This is a genomic window from Natrinema sp. H-ect4 (assembly GCF_041894845.1).
Taxonomy (GTDB): Archaea; Halobacteriota; Halobacteria; order Halobacteriales; family Natrialbaceae; genus Natrinema.
In genome coordinates, this window is the sequence record NZ_JBHDYC010000028.1 from 1 (window position 1) to 16629 (window position 16629).

The following is a 16629-nucleotide window of genomic DNA, read 5'->3' on the forward strand; positions in this document are numbered from 1 at the left end:
ACCGGCCAAGGAGTAATCGGTGGTTTGCGTAGTCGAGTGGCGCGATTCACGCCCGTCCTCAGAACGCGAAGCGTTCTGATGTGCGAACGAGACGCTTCGCGTCTCGTCAACGCCGTAAACGGCGGGACTCTCTCGCTATTTTAGGTAGGGTCCGATACCGTTCGGTCGACAGCGGCAATCTCCGTTCGGTCCGTTCTACGCACCGAACGTGACGATCCCGTTGCCGGCCGCGTGCCACCCCGTTGTCGACCGAAGCCACACGTTCAATATCCGCTCGGCCGAAGCCCTGCATATGCGACTGTTCGTCAGCGTCGACCTGCCCGACGACCTCGCCGAACCGGTCGCCGACCTGCAAGCCGAGTTCACCGAGGCCAGCGGACTCAAATTCACGGACCCCGAGCAGGCCCACATCACGATGAAATTTCTCGGCGATGTTGAGGAGGGTCGGTTACCCGCCCTCGAGCGAGCGCTCTCCGCCGCAGTCGCGGACGCCGATATCGACCCCGTCACCGTCCGCTACGGCGGACTGGGGGTTTTCCCGAGCCTCGAGTACATCAGCGTCGTCTGGCTCGGCGTCAAGGAGGGCGGCGACGAACTCACTCGACTCCACGAGGCCATCGAACACCGGACGACTGCGATGGGATTCGACGCCGAGGATCACGACTTTACGCCCCACGTCACGCTCGCGCGGATGGAACACGCCGGCGGCAAGGAACTGGTACAGGACCTCGTCCGGGAGCGCGATCCGACCATCGGCGAGACTCGAGTCGACGAGATTCGACTGACCGAGAGCACTCTCACGGACGAGGGGCCGGTCTACTCGACGGTCGAATCGTTCCCCCTCGAGTGACGCCGTTCCCGATCGAGACCGCCCACGCCGGTCTGGACCGGTCGGCGGCGGCACCCGCTTCCACGGCACCGGCTGCTGAAACCGGGGGCGGTTCTATCGCCACGACGGCAACGCCGGTATCGAAAACTGGACCGACACGACCGAACGCAGCGTGACGACGTGCGAGGGCGTAATGCGCCTTCTCGAGCGGCGGCTCGATACCTCCCACGCCTCTCGTTGCGGGTTCGTCGCGGCGGGTTCGGTTGCGATCGGGGAGCGATTCGCGGTGATCGATCGTCTCGCGAGTAGCTGTCCGCGGTATCCCTGCAAGATGGACAAGATTTTAAGCCACCGCGGGCTACGTCCAGCTACTATGGGTAAGAAATCGAAGGGCAAGAAGAAGCGACTTGCCAAACTCGAGAACCAGAACAGCCGCGTGCCGGCCTGGGTTATGATGAAGACGGACATGGACGTCCAGCGCAACCCGAAGCGACGCAACTGGCGGCGTAACGACACCGACGAATAACGATGAGTGCAACTGATTTCGAGGAACGCGTCGTCACCGTTCCGCTGCGCGATGTCAAGAAGGGGGCCAACCACGAGGCCGCCGACTACGCGATGCGACTCATCCGCGAACACCTCGCGAAACACTTTGCGGTCGACGAGGACGCCATCCGACTGGACCCCTCGATCAACGAGACGATCTGGTCGAACGGTCGCTCCAACCCGCCGCGAAAGCTGCGCGTCCGCGCAGCCCGCTTCGACGAAGAGGGTGACGCCGTCGTCGAAGCCGAGGTCGCCGACTAAACTTGCAACGCCTCGCCTTCGCCGGGTCGGCGTACGTCGGTGTCTTCGCCCGTGCGACCGACTCGTGCGTGCTCGTTCGCCCGGACGTCGATGACGACGTCGTCGCCGACCTGACCGACGAACTCGAGGTGCCCGCCGTCCGGACGACCGTCGGCGGTTCCTCCACGGTCGGTGCGTTAGCAACCGGTAACGAAAACGGTCTCCTCGTCAGTTCGCGTGTCCTCGAGTACGAACGCGAGACGCTCGAGGAGGAGATCGACCTCCCCGTCGCGGAGCTACCGGGCAGTATCAACGCCGCCGGCAACGTCGTCCTCGCGAACGACTCCGGGGCCTACGTCCATCCGGACCTGCCCCGCGAGGCGGTTCAAATCGTCACAGACACCCTCGAGGTGCCCGTCGAACGCGGCGATCTCGCGGGCGTTCGCACCGTCGGCACGGCCGCGGTGGCGAACAACACCGGCGTGCTCTGTCACCCGAAGGCGACCGACGAAGAACTCGACGCGCTCGAGGATGCCTTAGACGTTCGCGCCGACGTCGGGACGATCAACTACGGTGCGCCGCTGGTCGGCTCCGGTCTGATCGCCAACGATGCCGGCTACGTCATTGGCGAGGACACGACCGGTCCCGAACTGGGCCGGATCGAAGACGCGCTGGGCTATCTCGACTGACGGTCTCGCTTTCCTTCCGTTTTCACCGTCGTTCGAACCGATGTAACACGACCTCGCTGTCATCGTCCCACTCGAAGGTCTCGTGGGCGCGCTCGAGCAGGCGTTCGTACGCCTCGAGGTCTTCCATTCCTTCTGCCTGGGCGTCTTCGTCGGTCAGATCGCCAAGCGTGCGTTCGCGGACCGTAATCACGTCGAAGGTCGTTCCGTCGATCGTGAACGTGTCCCCTTCCTCGGCGTACTGGTGGCCGCGGTGGATCTGGGTGACCGCGCCCTCGAGGGCCTGACGCTGCATTCGATCGCTGGGTAACAGGTCGCCGGGATTGCGTTCGCTCATGCACTCCGATTGGAGTCCGCTCGATAAAACCGTTAACCCGTCACTCGTCGGCCAAACAGCGGCTGCATCCCGTCTCTCGCCCCGTTTTGCTGGGTTCGGCGGTCCGGACTGGAAGGGAAGATTCTTCCGACTCCCTGCCGGATGGTGATGTATGAGTCAATTTACGGTCAGTGGTCGGTTCAAGAGCCGCGACGGCTTCGCGGAGTTCGAGACGACCATCGACGCCCAGAACGAGAACGTCGCCCGCGAACACACCCTCTCCCAGTTCGGGAGTCAACACGGACTCAAGCGGAGCGAAATCGAACTTGACGAGGTGTCCGAACAATGAGTCAGCAGCAACTCCAGCAGCTGTCCCAGGAGCTTCAGGAGATCGACGAACAGATCGAGGGCCTGCAGGCGAACATTGAGGCCGTCCAGCAGGAGAAGACCGAGGTCGACGAGGCCATCGAAGCTATCGAGACGCTCGAGACCGACTCGACCGTACAGATGCCCCTCGGGGGCGGCGCGTATCTTCGAACGACGATCGAGAACATCGACGAAGTGATCGTCGAACTCGGTGCCGACTACGCCGCGGAGTTCGAGGAAGGCGACGCCGTCGACGCCCTCGATAACAAGAAAGACCACCTCGACGACCAGATCGAGGAGCTTAACGAGCAACTCGCCGAACTCGAGACCGAGAGCGAGGAACTCGAGCAGCAGGCCCAGCAGCTCCAGCAGCAGGCGATGCAACAGCAGATGCAGGGGATGGGTCAGGGTCAGGGCCAGCCCGACGAGTAACGCGCCGTAGGGACTTTCATTACCCATGTTCGATAACCTGAAGGACAAGCTCGGGAGCTTCCGCGAAGACGCCGAAGAAGCCGCCGAGGAGAACGTCGAGGAGGTCGACGACGACGAACTCGAGGACGAGACGCTCGAGGAAGGCGAAGAACTCGCGGCCGTCGGCCCGGACGCGGAAGCGGCGGCCTCGACGGACGTGGAAGCCACCGATACTACTCCCGAACCGACGGACGTCGAGACGTCTGAGCCGGCAGCCACGGCGACGGCTGACGTGGAGCCGGACCCGGACGCAGAATCGGAGCCGGACGCGACGACCGAATCCGCCACTGCTGACGCGGCCGAGTCCGCGGGACAGGAGCCGGCGACCGAACCCGAGCCCGATTTCCTCGAGTCCGACGAGTCCGATTCGGTCGCGGACGAGGCGGTTCCCGATGCGGAGCCGGCCGAGACGGTGACTTCCGACGAGGAATCGGCCGTCGACGGGGACGAAGAAGTCGACGGGAACGAGGAGGAAGACGCTAACGGGGACGGAGATGCCGACGACGGCGGACGGACTGGTCTCGGTGCCAGAGCGAGATCCCTCTTTACGGGGTCGTCTGACGACGACGAAGCGGACGAGGCGACCCCTGAGGCGGAGCAGGCCGCTGGGGCGACGCCGGACGAGGAGCCGACCGAGACGGCGGCGTCCGTCGGGGAGCCGACCGAGACGGCGGCGTCCGTCGGGGAGCCGGCCGTCGAGGAGGACTCGGCCGATGTGACGGCCGCTGACGAGGAATCGGCCGTTGACGAGACCGAGGACGCCGATGACGGCGGCAACTCGACCGGATTCGGCACGAAGGCCAAGTCCCTTGTCAAGGGGAAGTTCGTCATCGAGGAAGAGGACCTCGAGGGCCCGCTCTACGAACTCGAGATGGCGCTGCTCTCGAGCGATGTCGAGATGGGCGTCGCCGAGGAAATCCTCGACAACATCCGCGACGAACTAGTCGGCGAGACCCGGACCTTCACGACCTCGACGGGCGCAGTCGTCGAGGAGGCGCTGCACAATGCGATCTACGACGTGATCAGCGTCGGACAGTTCGACTTCGACGAGCGGATCGCTGCTGCGGACAAGCCGGTCACCATCATCTTCACCGGCGTCAACGGTGTCGGAAAGACGACCTCGATCGCCAAGCTGAGCCGCTACTTCGAGGAACGCGGCTACTCGTCAGTGATGGCGAACGGCGACACCTATCGTGCGGGAGCGAACGAGCAGATTCAGGAACACGCCGACGCCCTGGGCACGAAGTGCATTAGCCACGAACAGGGCGGCGATCCCGCCGCAGTGTTGTACGACGCCGTCGAGTACGCCGAGGCTAACGACGTCGACGTCGTGCTGGGCGACACTGCGGGCCGACTCCACACCGACGAGGGCCTGATGGATCAACTCGAGAAGATCGGTCGCGTCGTCGATCCCGATATGACCCTGTTCGTCGACGAGGCCGTCGCCGGGCAGGACGCGGTTAACCGGGCCCGTGAGTTCAACGACGCGGCAGAAATCGACGGCGCGATTCTGACGAAAGCCGACGCCGACTCCAACGGCGGCGCGGCCATTTCGGTCGCGCACGTCACCGGGAAGCCGATCCTGTTCCTCGGTGTCGGACAGGGGTACGACGATTTGGAACGGTTCGATCCCGACGAGATGGTCGATCGGCTGCTTGAGGACGGCGAATAGGTTGCCGGCCAGTGGTCATCGGTTCCCCAGTTTGTTGCTATCTTTCTTCAAGGAGAGAATCCGGTCGTTTACGGCGGGAGTGAATCTGACATTCGCCACACCAACTACCGCCGATTCTCGGGCTGGATATTCCACACCAATCCGCACCATTAAATAACTGGTTCGATATAGGATATGTATGGCAATTCAGGTCATTCGAACCTACGTTGGTTCCATCCAGAACCACCAGCAGGTGCAGAGTGGTCTGGATTCGCTCGGAAAATCCGCCTCGAAAATCTGGAACGTCGCCCGTTGGACAGCCGACCGAATCTGGGACGAAACCGGCGAGATTCCTAATGAAGGCCTCTTGAAAACGTACATGAAGAACCAGTCGTGCTGGAAAGACTTGAACGCGCAATCCAGTCAAAAAGTCATTGAAGAACTTTCTGACGCTTTCCAGTCCTGGTTCGACCTGCGACACAAGTACGACGAGGCGAATCCGCCCGGCTACCGCAAACACGGCGACACCCGACCACGCAGCACGGTCACGTTCAAACCAGACGGCTTCAAGCACGACCCCAACAACAATCGAGTCCGACTCTCGAAAGGCTCGAAACTCAAAGATAACTGGTCGGACTTCCTGCTGTGCGAGTACCACACTCGTCCAGATGTAGACCTCTCAGAAGTCTCGAAGGTCCAGAATGTTCGTGCGGTCTGGACCGGCAATGAGTGGGAACTACACTTCGTCTGCAAAGTCAAAACCGAAACCGAAGATTCGGGTGGAGACGAAGTTGCAGGAATTGACCTTGGCATCAAGAACATCGCCACGGTCGCGTTCCCTGACGAGTACATCCTGTACCCCGGTAATGCAGTGAAGCAAGACAAACACTACTTCACCCGCGCCGAGTACGACACCGGAGGTGAGAACGGCCCCTCAGAGAAGTCTGAATGGGCACGTCGGAAACTCGGGAATCGGGAGACGCACTTCTACCACGTCCTCGCAGAGACGATTATCAGGGAGTGTGTCAAGCAGAACGTCGGAACGCTCGCGGTGAGTTGGCCTGAGAAGGTTCGAGAATCCGATTGGGGCAAGACCGGGAACAAGAAGTTGCATACGTGGGCGTTTGACCGCATCTACCAGTATCTCGATTACAAAGGCGAAGAACGCGGTGTCGAGGTATTGAAGGAGAACGAATGGGACACCTCAAGGACCTGTTCAGGGTGCGGTGACGACACGAAGTCAAACCGTGTTGAGCGTGGATTGTACGCCTGTTCGTCATGTGAGTTGGTCGGGAACGCCGATTGTAACGGAGCGGAGAATATGCGTCAGGAGATAACTCCGAGTCCACACGGTGAGGATAGGAGTAACGGCTGTGTGGCACAGCCATCGGTACACTTGTTCGACCGCGAGAGCGGGATGTTTAACACGAGAGAACAGGTTGTCTCGTAGACCTGCAAATATCCCAACCTGCGGTACGGGAAGCCCCGGTGTAAACGCCGAGGAGGATGTCACTTCAGAAGACACTTATTGACCGTCTGAGATCTTTGCGTATGAACCGCCCTCGGTCTCGACGTGCGCTCCTCGCGTCGGTTGTGACCACGGCGGCGGTCGCGACGGGCGGTTTCGAGCACGTATCGAACGCCACAAACAGACCGCCGCTCGAGTCGGGAACCGTCCCCGCCGACTGGTACGACTGTCAGTCAGTAACGCGTCCCGAGCCGGACACGCCGACGGATGACGGCGCGCTCACGCCTCGCCCGTATCCGTCACTTCCGTGGGGGAGCGTGTCCGAGGAGGCGAGCGATTCGTCGGACCGATCGCCGCCGTTGCTGGTGGACGGCGCGGCCGAGTACGTGACCGAGTTCGAGCGAGCGTACCGACGGAACGCGTTTATCGCCCAGTTCGGAAACATGACACGGACGTTCGATCTTCGCCGCAGTGCCCATCGAACGGCTGCGATCGGATCGTCCACGAACGCGGACGCGGTCATGGTGGCGCTCCGCTACGACCTGACCCTGGGAACCCACCTGTCGGCCGCCGATCCGCGCGACGAGTGGGATATCCGTGTTACGTACTACATTGACCAGAACATCGTTCTTCGGGCGCGATACGACGGCGTCGCCGAGAATCTGTCACTCGAGCCCGACCCGCGGCGGCAGGGAGAACTCGTGGCCTGTTTGAATTAAGCGGACGGGATATCTCGTCGGTGAGTGATCGAACCGGACCGACGCCGCGATCACGGATTGTCGGATATAATTGCCGCTATTATCGGCGGGCCGTCGCTGGTCTCGGCTCGAGTCGGTTCGTATCGAACTGTTGGCCGTCCGTTTCCGACTGGTCCGATCGTCCGTCGCCGCACGTTGAGGCAATATTTACTGGAGTGGCCGACCCACGTCATGATTCGCCGAGTTACGGGGGTGTATAGGGGTGGGGTGTCATTACCCGCTACCCAATGGCCCTTCACGATAGTATGCAAGGTCGAGTAGCTGCCGAGACCCCTCGGCGGCGGTGGTTCGCGTGAATACAACAGAACAATACAAGCAGAACAAACACCCGCTCGACGTTATCGACGACGTCTACGACTACGCCGACGAGGAGCTTTCCTTCGAGGAGATCGAGGAGCGCGCCGGCGGCGGCGAGTGGGAGCGCCTGAAGTGGGCTGGGATGTACGCCCAGAAGCAGGAGGGCTACTTCATGATCCGGACGAAAGTGCCGGGCGGGAAGCTCACTCCCGAGCAGGCCGAAGTGATCGGCGAGGTCACCGAGGACCTCGCGGTCGCCCCCGAGGAGTACGGCGGCGAAGAGCAGAACGAACTTTGGGGAGACGCCTATCTCGACATCACGACCCGTCAGGACATCCAGAAACACTGGATCCGCGTCGAGGACGTCCCCGAGATGTGGAACCGCTACGACGAGGTCGGCCTGACGACGGTCCAGGGCTGCGGTGACTCCGCCCGGAACGTTCTTGGATGCCCCGCGGCCGGACTCGACGATCACGAGTGTTTCAACGCACAGCCGGTCATCGAGGCCGTCTCCGATTTCTTCACCGAGAACCGCGAGTACGCCAACCTCCCGCGGAAGTTCAAGATCACGATCACCGGCTGTGCTCACGACTGTGCGCAGTCCCAGATCAACGACGTCGGCCTCGTTCCCGCGAAAAAGGAGATCGACGGCGAATACCTCTACGGCTTCCACGCCCGCGTCGGCGGCGGCCTCTCCGACGGCCCGCGAATGGGTTCGGAACTCGACGCCTTCATCAAACCCGAAGACGCCGTCGAGTTCTGTCGCGCCGTCGCCCAGACGTTCAAGGAGATCGGCGACCGCAACAACCGCGGTGTCTGCCGCATGCGTTACCTCGTCGAACAGCTTGGCCCCGAGAAGTTCGAGGAAGCGGTCCGTGACCGCTGTACGATCGACCTGCCCACCGGCGGCGAGAACCTGACCGTCGGCTACCAGGGCGACCACGTGGGCGTCCACGACCAGAAGCAGGACGGGCTCAACTACGTCGGCTTCAACGTCATCGCCGGCCGGATGGGCGGCGACGAGTTCGCCGCGGCCGCCCGCGCCGCCGAGAAGTACGGGACCGAGGACGCCTCCGTGCGCCTCGCGACCGACCAGAACTTCCTCGTCACCCACATTCCCGACGAGAACGTCGACGACCTGCTCGCGGAGCCGTTCGCACAGGAGTACAGCCCCGATCCGGGCGCGTTCTCCCGCGGTGCGGTCGGCTGTACGGGCAACGAGTTCTGTAACTACGCCATCATCGAGACCAAAAAGCGCACCAAGCGCTGGGCCCGCGAGCTCGACGAGCGCATCGACGTGCCCGACGATATCGGGGCCATCCGGATGCATATGTCCGGCTGTTCCGCGTCGTGCGCCCAGCCCCAGATCGCCGACATCGGCTTCCGCGGCGAGACCGTCAAACTCGAGGACGAGGACGGTGACGACATCGTCGAGGGAATGGACTTCGGCCTCGGCGGCTCGCTGGGTGCCGACAACGAGTTCCTCGATTGGGTCCAGAGCGCCGTGCCCGCCGATTCCGTGATTCCGGCCCTCGAGCAGCTGTTCGAGGCCTACTCCGCGGATCGCGCCGACGGCGAGAAGTTCTATGAGTGGTGCCGCGGCGTCGACAACGAGCGACTCCGACAGATCATGCAAGGGGCGGACGCGCCGGTTGCACGAGGTGTTGCTCATGGGGATTAATGACGAGGACGAGCGAAGCGAGTCCTCGGAGATGCGAGCGGGAGCTGCGGGGACCGAGCGGAGCGAGGGCTCCGACGATGCGAGCGATGAAACCGCGAGCGTGAAGCGACACGCGAGCCGCGACGACGAGCGCCGATTCCCCCGCGTTCCCGATTCGAGCGACGATGACGACGCCGTGATGGTTCCCGAAGCCAGCGGTGGTGCGTCCCGCTCTCGAGAGGATCACGCTCGAGAGGGGGCAATTCGCACTGACGGCGGCAGCGGTGCCGGCGACGCCAGCAGCGACGATAGCTGCTCGCCGAACACCTGCACCTGCGGCGAGAAGACCGGTACCGACCCCGAACCGGAAACGCAGCCCGTCGCCACCGACGGCGCAGGCGTGGCGAACGTCGACGAGATGGGCGAACTCGGCGACCTCGAGTTCACCGAGCCCGCCGAGAACGTCAGCCAGGACGTCGACAACGGCTCACCCGATACGCGTGTCGGGATTCCCGATGGCGTCGACCTCGAGACGCCGGAGTACTCGATCCGCTCGCGGATGAACGACATCGAGACGCCGGACGAGAAGACCTGGTTCATGGAACTGGACGAGGCGGTCATCGACGAGGGTCGCTGTATCCAGTGTGGGACCTGTGTCGCCGCCTGCCCGTCAGACTCGATCGGCATCGGCGACGACGGTCATCCGGAACTGGTCAAGATGTGCACCGGCTGTTCGATGTGTTGGGACTTCTGTCCCCGCGGCGGCCTGCGCTACGAGCGCCAGTGGAAGATCACCGGCGGCGAGGACAATGTCAAGGGCGCCGGCGATCCGATCACGGAGTTCTCCGCGAAGGTCGAGGACGACTGGACCGACAACGCCCAGGACGGCGGCGTCGTTACCGGCGTCCTCGCGACGCTGCTCGAGGAGGGCGAGATCGACGGCGCGCTCGTCGCGACCGAGAGCGACGAGCAAGAGTGGAAGGCCGAGAGCTACCTCGCGACGACGACCGAGGAGCTCATCGCGAACGCCGGCACCGTCTACAACCAGACGATGGCGCTGGGCAACCTCGACCTCGAGCGCTGGGAGCACAAGCTCCCCGACAAGTCCTGGGACGAACTCAGCATCGCGATCGTCGGCACACCGTGTGAGATCGAGGGCATCCGCGCCCTGCAGGACTTCGAGTGGGACTATCAGGCTCAGGACGAGGGGATCCGCGCGGTCGACTACACGATCGCGCTGATGTGTACCAAGAACTTCAACTACCACAGCCTCATGGGCGAGCAGCTAGAGGAGCAACGCGGCATCTCGCCGTCGGAGATCGGCAAGATGGACGTCCTCAACGGCAAGATGATGGTCTACGACCACGACGGCGAGATGATCGTCGAGGAGGACATCGAGAACTTCCACGACGCCGCCCTCAAGGGTTGCGACGAGTGTGCCGACTTTACCGGCTTCTGTTCGGACATCACCGTCGGCTCCGTCGGCTCGAGCGACGAGTACTCGAGCGTCATCGTCCGAACCGAGCAGGGGATGAAGGCGTGGGAACTGACCGAGCCGAACCTCGACTACCACGACCTCGAGGACAAGTCCGCGGTCGGCAAACTTCAGGGCTGGGACAAGAAGAAGGCCTTCGAGAGCCTCGAGCGTCCCTTCGACCCCGACGCCCCACGGTTCATCGAGTACACCGACCACGCCGAGAACTACGGCACGGCGCTGAACCCTCACGATCAGGGTCACTGACCGACATCGCCGCGCAGCTACTGTTCTCTGCTATTGCGTTCGACGACACTATTGTACCAACTGAAACGATTCACACACCGATTGCACAGCAGCCATGCGATCGGGTATGCAGTGACGTTCAGTGGCTCCTATCGCTCTCGAGATTTCGGTCCACTACCGTTTCAGGCTAACTTATTTATGCCAGATAGTGCTAGACATTGCCACACTTGCGAGGTCGCATAGCGTGAATGAGCTCCCAGATGTAACGTGTCCCCGTTGCGGTGCATCGTCGGTGTACGGCGACCCCGCAAGTGTCTCCATCCCTCCTATTTCTTAAAATACAATCCAGATGTGGTACGAGCCTATAGTAGCCCTTCGAGCCAGCGCCAGCGACGAGGCTGATTGGGACCCTCAGAGTATCACACCGGACTGCAGTATCGCGATTAGCACGGTCAGCACCGGGATCGCCAGTAGGGTCGTCAAGAACACACACGTCGAGACGTATTCGGTGACGAGTACACCCTCCGAGCGGGCGCTGCCGGCGAACTCGATGACGAGGATCAGCGGCGTCACGGCGGCCGGCATCGCAGTCTCGAGCACGAACACGCGAGCGACGGTCGGGTTCTCGAAGCCGATCAGAAGCGCGATACCAAGCCCGACGACGGGTGCGACGCCCATTTTGAGGGCCGTTGCGGGCCAGGCTCGAGAGACGGCCGATGCGGTGTCGGCCCGCGCGAGTTGGATACCGAGGATGAGTAACATCAGCGGGATCGACGCGTCGCCGACGAGCTGAAGCGTTTCCATCGCTGCCGTGTCGGCGGGCGGGACGATATCCAGCGCTCGCGCGAGCAGTGCCGCGATAACGGCGTAGGCCAGCGGGATGTAGAACACGCGGCGAACGCCCTCGAGGCCGGCGGAGCCGCTGCTCCGGGAGGCGACGTAGACGCCGACGGTGTACATCAGCACGGACTGGACCGAGAGGAAGAGGACGGCCGTCTGGCGGCCGACCTCGCCGAACGCGAAGTCGGAGACGGGGATGCCGAGGTTCCCCGAGTTACAGAAAATCGCAACGAGCACGAGCGCGCTCAACGCCGGCTCTTCCTCACCGATAGCGCGACCGGCGACCTCGGCGATCCCCCACATCGTCGCGGTGAAGAGACCGATCCCGACCGTGACTCGCAGCAGCGTCGCCGCCTCGAGTTCGGTGACGGCGAGGCTGTGAAAGACCAGCGCGGGCGCTAACACGTAGACGACGGCCGTGTTCAGCGGCTCCGGATCGATCTCTTTGACCGTGGCCAGCACGTAGCCGACGGCCGCGATAGCGACGATCGGGCCGATCGCGGAGCCGAAGATACCGAGGAGATCGGCCATCAGTCGGCGCTCGACCTCGCAGTGGGCTGGCGACTCGAGGGATCCAGCGGCCGGGCAACAGTCGCGTGTTGCATTCGCAGCCAGATACTCCCTGCGCCTGATATGGGAGTTGCGATTCCACTACGGTGACCGCGTACGCTCTACAAATGATCGGCAACGATGGTGGTCCCGCGCCTCGAGGATGTTGGCTCGGCCACCGGCTGCCGCTCGTTGTTTAAGTACTTCTGGTCACAAGATGAAGATACGACGGGAGAACGCACTTCTCGGGTACCACTATTCGACAGTCACAACGGTGTGCGTCTCGTGATCGGTCGGTTCGACTCCGATCCGAGTTCAACTCTGACTTTAAGTACCTCTAGTCACAAGGTAGAGCTATGACGGGAAGTCGTCTTCTCTACGTATTCGAATTCGATAGCGACGGCACTCGGCGCTGCTGTCGTTCAGCTGTCGACTGACTCCGAACTGGCGTTCGTTCTGTCAGTGCCTCGTCCGAGAATCACGACCGACGGTCAAACGGCGGCGCTGGTATGGAGTCCGAACACAACGGCGCACTCGAGTCGCTTCAGCGGACTTATTTCGGGGACGCGGCAACCTCGACCATGGCATCCGACGCGCTGATTCGCGTTGCGACCCCGGCGGATGCGGCCGCCGTCCGCGATATCTACGCGCCCTTCTGCGAGTCGACGGCGGTTACCTTCGAAGAGACCGTTCCGTCAACGGCCGAGATAACCGATCGAATCGAGTCCACCCTCGAGACGCATCCCTGGCTCGTCTGCGAGGTCGACGGTGCGGTCGTCGGCTACGCCTACGCGAGCCGACTCCGGAAACGTCGTGCCTACCAGTGGACAGTAGAACTCTCGGTGTACGTCGCCGATTCGGCCCGCGGATCAGGCGTCGGCCGCGCGCTCTACGAGTCGCTGTTCGCCGTCCTCGAGCGACAGGGAATCCGCGACGCCTACGCGGTGACGACGGTTCCAAACCCCGAAACCGAGCGGTTCCACGAGCGGCTGGGGTTCGAACGGCTGGTCGACTTTCCGGGAATCGGCTACACGCAGGGCGAGTGGCAGGACGTGGCCTGGTGGCGGCGGCCGCTCGCCGAGAAATCTGCCACGCCCGAGCGACCGCGCCCGTTCCCGGCGGTTCGCGAGGATGACGACTGGGAGTCACTCGTGCGGTCGGGCGAGGACGCGCTTGAACTGTCCTGATTCCAGCCAGCCCGACTCAGCCGTCCTGACGACTCAACAGCCCAGTCGGTCCGCCAACTCCCCGAGTCCCTCGGTGACCAGATCCGGCTCCGCGCCGAAGGGCTCCCAGGGGTTCCCCTTTCGATCGAGCCAGGCCCCTTGCATCCCAGCGTTGATCGCGCCCTGCACGTCGAACCAGAGCGCCGAGACGTGGACGAGTTCGTCGATCGGCGTCCCCGTCCGGCCCGCGGCGTGGCGGTAGAGATCCGGGTCGGGTTTGAACGTCTCGAGTTCGTCCGCGCTGATGGTATCGACGAGGAGGTCCCCGATTCCAGCGTGGTCGACCATCGACTCGAGCATTTCCGGATTTCCGTTCGAGAGGACGTACGTGTCGTAGCCGGCCCCGTGTAATCGCTCGACGCTCTCCCGGACGTCGTCGAAGACCTCGAGTTCGTGGTAGACCTCGAGGATTTCCTCGCGTTCGTCGGCGGAGAGGTCGATCCCGTGGGCCGCGAGGGCGTAGGCCAGCGCGTCGCGGTTAATCTCGTAGAACGTCTCGTAGGCCTCGAGGTGGGTCGCGACGAGCGTATACTGCATCGAACGCTCCCGCCAGGCCTGCGAAATGGGGGTTGGATCGTCGATCTCCGCGTGCTTCGCGAGGGCAGCCGCGGTCGCATCGACGTCGACGAGCGTGCTGTAGGAGTCGAACGTGACAGTCCTCACGCGGTCGGAATCGAACGCCATGGCGACTCCTACGTCGCGGAGCGCTAAGAACGTGGGCCGTTCGTTCCGCCACCGAATCGGTCGAACGACGGTTCGAGACGGCTACCTGACCGAAGCCGCTTAGTGCGAACACCGACTACTACCCTCCATGAATCTCTCGAACTGGCGGACCTACTTCGTCACGCAGGCGTCGCTGTCGGACGACCGGACGACGCTCGATATCGTTCGCGCGGCCGTCGACGGCGGCGTCGACGCTGTCCAGTTGCGCGAGAAAGAAACAAGCGCTCGCTCGCGGTACGAACTGGGGCTCGAACTGCGCGAACTCACGGCCGAGGCGGGCGTCGACCTGCTCGTCAATGACCGGGTCGACATCGCGCGAGCGATCGACGCCGATGGCGTCCACGTCGGCCAATCGGACCTTTCGGTCGGGGTCGCTCGCGACCTGCTCGGTTCGGATGCGATCGTCGGTTGTTCGGCGTCGACGGTCGCGGAGGCGCGGGAGGCGGACGCCGATGGGGCGGACTACCTCGGCGTCGGGGCCGTTTACGGGACTTCCTCGAAGGACATCGACGCGGACAAGGACGGAGTCGGTCCGGAGCGAATCGCCGCGATCGCCGACGCGGTCTCGATCCCGATCGTCGGCATCGGCGGCATCACGGCCGACAACGCTCGGCCGGTCGTCGAGGCGGGCGCGGCCGGCGTGGCCGTGATTAGTGCGATTACGGCGGCTCCGGATCCGGCGGCCGCGACCGAGTCGCTGACTGCCGCCGTCGAAACGCCGAAGGCGATCGATACCGGAGGACAAGGGGAATGAGCGTAACCGACATCGACGCCGGCGACCTCGCGGAATCGGTTCGGACGGTTCGAGAAACGGAACCGCTCGTCCAGTCGCTGACCAATACGGTGACGATCAACGACGTCGCGAACGTGACCCTCCACTGGGGCGGGCTCCCGGTGATGGCTGACTCGTTCGGCGACGCCGGCGAGATGGCCGACCTTGCGCGTGCGGTCCTGATCAACACCGGTCAGGTGCCCGACGGCCGCGTCGAGGCGATGCACGAAGCCGGGAAGAAGGCGAACGAACGGGGCATTCCGGTCGTCCTCGATCCCGTCGGCGTCGGCTCGACGCCCTCGAGGGAGGCGGTCGCCGAGAGCCTGCTCTCGGTGATCGACTTCACCGTGATCAAGGGCAATTACGGTGAGATCAGCGCGCTCGCGGGCGTCGAGGCCGAGGTCAAAGGCGTCGAATCCGTCGGCGACTACGAGACGATCGAGCGGACGGCCCGCTCGCTCGCTGAGTCGACCGGTGCCACCGTTGTCGCCTCCGGTGTCGACGACGTCGTCGCGGACGCCGACGGCGCAGTCCGGCTCACCGCCGGCCACGAGATGCTCGGCGAGGTCGTCGGCACCGGCTGTATGCTCGGCGTGACCGTCGCGACCTTCTGTGGCGCGCTCGAGGACGCCCGCGAAGCTGCCGTCCACGGAACGCTCGCGTTCGGGCTGGCCGGCGAGCGCGCGGCCGACATGGGGTATGCGGGCCCGGGCAGCTACCGGACGAACTTCCGCGACGCCGTCGCCGGCGTGACGGGTGATACCGTCGCCAGTCTCTCCCTCGAGGACCGACTCGAGCAGGTACGCTGACTCACACTTGAGCAGGTGCGCTTCGAGCAGGTGCGCTGACCCGGCTGAATTGTGCCGGTCACCGTTCCGATAGCCAGACCGTATTGAAACCGTTTTAGTACCTGCTGGTGAATAGGAGCGTATGGCTCGAGACGAACTCCAACGCACGGCCGAATCGATCGAACAGGCGGCCGATGCGACGTCTGACGACGAGGTGCGGGACCGACTCCAGACGCAGGCGGCGAAATTCGAGGACTACGCGACGGCCGATCACGGCCCGGATCACGGCCAACTCGCGCGCCACGAACACATTCTGAACGAGATAGCCGACGATGAGGGCGGCGACGTCGCGTCGAACCTCGAGGACGCGCTCGCGTCGATCTCCGAGTTCCGGTCGGACCTCGAGGGCGTCTAAGGGTTTTTGCGGGTTTCGGCGGCTCGACGGATCTGTCGTACCGATTCTCGCCGAGCGATTTCTGGAATCGGTTCGTTCGGTGTGCGTTGTTTATGTAACAGCTGATTCCGACGGAGTTGTCGTGGAAAACCGTTCTGCTATAGTAGCCACTGAAACGATTCACACACTGATCGGACAGCTGTCGGTCGATCAGGCGTGCAATGACTTTCAGTGGCTACTATAGCGTGGCAACACGGAATCGCCACGCCCTCCCCAACCGATTCGCTCTCTCACGGGTCGTGTCTCCCCGTTCGTTCGCTCATCCGCTG

Annotated in this window: 18 protein-coding genes; 15 read left to right on the plus strand and 3 right to left on the minus strand. The window is 63.3% G+C overall.

Annotated elements, in window-relative coordinates; translation table 11 throughout:
• Window positions 1-292: 292 nt before the first annotated feature.
• The 4 genes from thpR (at window position 293) to ACEWFR_RS21990 (ending at window position 2304) form a co-directional block, all read left to right on the plus strand.
• Window positions 293-850, plus strand: a complete 558-nt coding sequence (gene thpR, locus ACEWFR_RS21975; RefSeq protein ID WP_374063060.1) for an RNA 2',3'-cyclic phosphodiesterase — start codon at window positions 293-295, stop codon at window positions 848-850.
• A 352-nt stretch (window positions 851-1202) separates the two neighbouring features.
• On the plus strand, window positions 1203-1355 hold the full coding sequence (locus tag ACEWFR_RS21980; RefSeq protein ID WP_006184874.1) for a 50S ribosomal protein L39e: 153 nt from the start codon (window positions 1203-1205) through the stop codon (window positions 1353-1355).
• A 2-nt stretch (window positions 1356-1357) separates the two neighbouring features.
• Window positions 1358-1636 (plus strand): 50S ribosomal protein L31e, encoded by a 279-nt coding sequence (locus ACEWFR_RS21985; RefSeq protein ID WP_098724919.1) that lies wholly within the window; start codon window positions 1358-1360, stop codon window positions 1634-1636.
• Window positions 1637-1638: 2 nt separating this feature from the next.
• Entirely contained in the window at window positions 1639-2304 is a 666-nt protein-coding gene (locus ACEWFR_RS21990; RefSeq protein WP_374063061.1) for a translation initiation factor IF-6, read from the plus strand.
• Between the two features lie 22 nt (window positions 2305-2326).
• On the opposite strand, the gene ACEWFR_RS21995 is transcribed toward ACEWFR_RS21990, so the two are convergent.
• Window positions 2327-2638, minus strand: a complete 312-nt coding sequence (locus ACEWFR_RS21995; RefSeq protein WP_374063062.1) for an ASCH domain-containing protein — start codon at window positions 2636-2638, stop codon at window positions 2327-2329.
• Between the two features lie 151 nt (window positions 2639-2789).
• Between ACEWFR_RS21995 and rpl18a the strand changes: the two genes are divergently transcribed.
• The 7 genes from rpl18a to ACEWFR_RS22030 all read left to right on the plus strand — a co-directional run bounded on the left by rpl18a (window position 2790) and on the right by ACEWFR_RS22030 (window position 11029).
• Complete coding sequence (gene rpl18a / locus ACEWFR_RS22000; protein ID WP_180839771.1) at window positions 2790-2966, plus strand: 50S ribosomal protein L18Ae; 177 nt, start codon at window positions 2790-2792, stop codon at window positions 2964-2966.
• A complete protein-coding gene (gene pfdA, locus ACEWFR_RS22005) occupies window positions 2963-3415 on the plus strand; it encodes a prefoldin subunit alpha (protein ID WP_374063063.1) in 453 nt (150 codons plus the stop codon). The genes rpl18a and pfdA overlap by 4 nt, the downstream gene beginning before the upstream one ends.
• 25 nt (window positions 3416-3440) lie before the next feature.
• Window positions 3441-5126 carry a signal recognition particle-docking protein FtsY gene (gene ftsY, locus ACEWFR_RS22010; RefSeq protein WP_374063064.1) on the plus strand — a complete coding sequence of 562 codons (1686 nt, stop codon included), beginning with the start codon at window positions 3441-3443 and terminating at the stop codon, window positions 5124-5126.
• 178 nt (window positions 5127-5304) lie between these two features.
• Window positions 5305-6555 carry an RNA-guided endonuclease InsQ/TnpB family protein gene (locus ACEWFR_RS22015; protein WP_374063065.1) on the plus strand — a complete coding sequence of 417 codons (1251 nt, stop codon included), beginning with the start codon at window positions 5305-5307 and terminating at the stop codon, window positions 6553-6555.
• Window positions 6556-6656: 101 nt separating this feature from the next.
• The gene (locus ACEWFR_RS22020) at window positions 6657-7292 is read left to right on the plus strand and encodes a hypothetical protein (RefSeq protein ID WP_374063066.1); all 636 of its coding nucleotides are present in this window, start codon (window positions 6657-6659) and stop codon (window positions 7290-7292) included.
• Between the two features lie 331 nt (window positions 7293-7623).
• A complete protein-coding gene (locus ACEWFR_RS22025) occupies window positions 7624-9309 on the plus strand; it encodes a nitrite/sulfite reductase (RefSeq protein WP_374063067.1) in 1686 nt (561 codons plus the stop codon).
• Window positions 9299-11029 carry a Coenzyme F420 hydrogenase/dehydrogenase, beta subunit C-terminal domain gene (locus ACEWFR_RS22030; protein WP_374063098.1) on the plus strand — a complete coding sequence of 577 codons (1731 nt, stop codon included), beginning with the start codon at window positions 9299-9301 and terminating at the stop codon, window positions 11027-11029. The genes ACEWFR_RS22025 and ACEWFR_RS22030 overlap by 11 nt, the downstream gene beginning before the upstream one ends.
• Window positions 11030-11419: 390 nt before the next feature.
• On the opposite strand, the gene ACEWFR_RS22035 is transcribed toward ACEWFR_RS22030, so the two are convergent.
• Complete coding sequence (locus ACEWFR_RS22035; RefSeq protein ID WP_374063068.1) at window positions 11420-12379, minus strand: AEC family transporter; 960 nt, start codon at window positions 12377-12379, stop codon at window positions 11420-11422.
• 599 nt (window positions 12380-12978) lie between these two features.
• On the opposite strand from ACEWFR_RS22035, the gene ACEWFR_RS22040 reads away from it, so the two are divergent.
• Window positions 12979-13584 (plus strand): N-acetyltransferase family protein, encoded by a 606-nt coding sequence (locus tag ACEWFR_RS22040; protein WP_374063099.1) that lies wholly within the window; start codon window positions 12979-12981, stop codon window positions 13582-13584.
• 33 nt (window positions 13585-13617) lie between these two features.
• Here the strand turns inward: ACEWFR_RS22040 and ACEWFR_RS22045 are convergent, their stop codons facing one another.
• Window positions 13618-14307 carry a haloacid dehalogenase type II gene (locus ACEWFR_RS22045; protein ID WP_374063069.1) on the minus strand — a complete coding sequence of 230 codons (690 nt, stop codon included), beginning with the start codon at window positions 14305-14307 and terminating at the stop codon, window positions 13618-13620.
• A 127-nt stretch (window positions 14308-14434) separates the two neighbouring features.
• Between ACEWFR_RS22045 and thiE the strand changes: the two genes are divergently transcribed.
• The 3 genes from thiE to ACEWFR_RS22060 all read left to right on the plus strand — a co-directional run bounded on the left by thiE (window position 14435) and on the right by ACEWFR_RS22060 (window position 16321).
• Complete coding sequence (thiE, locus tag ACEWFR_RS22050; protein WP_374063070.1) at window positions 14435-15100, plus strand: thiamine phosphate synthase; 666 nt, start codon at window positions 14435-14437, stop codon at window positions 15098-15100.
• A complete protein-coding gene (gene thiM, locus ACEWFR_RS22055; protein WP_374063071.1) occupies window positions 15097-15927 on the plus strand; it encodes a hydroxyethylthiazole kinase in 831 nt (276 codons plus the stop codon). The genes thiE and thiM overlap by 4 nt, the downstream gene beginning before the upstream one ends.
• A 121-nt stretch (window positions 15928-16048) precedes the next feature.
• Window positions 16049-16321 (plus strand): hypothetical protein, encoded by a 273-nt coding sequence (locus ACEWFR_RS22060; protein WP_374063072.1) that lies wholly within the window; start codon window positions 16049-16051, stop codon window positions 16319-16321.
• Window positions 16322-16629 lie beyond the last annotated feature (308 nt).